This window comes from Blautia sp. HCP3S3_H10_2 (assembly GCF_052122375.1).
Classification (GTDB): Bacteria; Bacillota; Clostridia; order Lachnospirales; family Lachnospiraceae; genus Blautia_A.
In genome coordinates, this window is sequence record NZ_JBQKCL010000046.1 from 1 (window position 1) to 1,153 (window position 1,153).

Annotated in this window: 2 protein-coding genes and 1 pseudogene; all 3 read right to left on the reverse strand. The window is 44.3% G+C overall.

Features of this window, described 5'->3' with window-relative positions; translation table 11 throughout:
* The coding region (locus ACTQWB_RS18655; protein ID WP_441502917.1) for a hypothetical protein at positions 1-211 on the reverse strand (211 nt) is incomplete at its 3' end.
* Positions 212-622 carry an IS66 family insertion sequence element accessory protein TnpA gene (tnpA, locus tag ACTQWB_RS18660; protein WP_441502918.1) on the reverse strand — a complete coding sequence of 137 codons (411 nt, stop codon included), beginning with the start codon at positions 620-622 and terminating at the stop codon, positions 212-214.
* A 109-nt stretch (positions 623-731) separates the two neighbouring features.
* Positions 732-941: pseudogene (locus ACTQWB_RS18665) on the reverse strand (IS66 family transposase); the annotation flags it as partial.
* Positions 942-1,153 lie beyond the last annotated feature (212 nt).

Consider the following 1,153-nt stretch of genomic DNA (forward strand, 5'->3'; position numbering starts at 1 on the left):
AATCAGGTGATCTGGAAAGTGATGAGAAGCCATTATGGCCAGATGATGAAGCTGAAATGGCACGTATCTGTGGTTTAAGATAAATAATGTTATCCTCATCTTTTTTGTGAAGAAGTGAGTAAATATCTTTATATCCAGAAAAGATGAGGATAAAAATATCGTGAGGATAAGCCGCAGACAATGTAGATTTTTTCGAGGCCGGAGATATCACCTAACATGAGGTCTCCCGGATCAGGCGGAGTGTCCTGGTGAGCAGGACAGGATCGGCATCATTGCTGATGCGGATTGTCACATCATTCATGGACACTTCAATCGTATGTGAATTGTCAAGGTTCGTTTGGGACATCTGCGATGCTATATGCTGTTCCGGAAGGTGATCCGAAACAATGTCAATGGGAACCACGTCCTGCTTTGAGCGCGGGATCTCACAATGACCATAATTCGGTGCCGGGATCTGATCCGCTGCTGCTTTCCTGCAACGGCTGACCCAGTTATAAAAAGTGCTTACTGCGATGTCGTTTTCACGGCACCAGTCAGCATCTGTCATACCGCTTTGGCGGCATTCATTGATAAGCCTGATCTGTTCCGCCATCGGAACACGGGCTTTGCGAGTAGTTGCCATAACCTATCCTCCGTAATTGTAGTGAAATAGTTTAAATATCTTTCGCCTACAATTATAGAGGAAATCAGAGTATTAGAAAATCCGCAGGAATATTTGGCGCTTACTATCCGTAAATGTTCAGGTCGTGCGCCTTTGCCATCTCAACCATTGTATAGACTACAGCACTGGCATTGGCTCCTTCTACAGAATCACTGAACAGCCAGTTCTTCCGGCCAACTGCAAACGGACGGATTGCGTTCTCGCTTAGATTGTTTGTGAAACTACAGCGGCCATCCTCCAGATAGGTCTCCGCTGTTTCCCGCCGGTTAAGGACATATGATCTCCCGGACTCAGAATGAGAATAATCCCATATCTTAATTCGGTAAATACCCCTACCTGAACATTGATTATCTTTATAGCTTCAAAACATATGTAAGTGCTTCAAAACATGGCGTAGTGCAAAAAGGCAATTTTCCTGCTATAATGCATACATCATTGTTTGAGGCATTTTTTTCGGCTTCTTTTCAAGCGGCACTGCTCCGGTAATTCTTT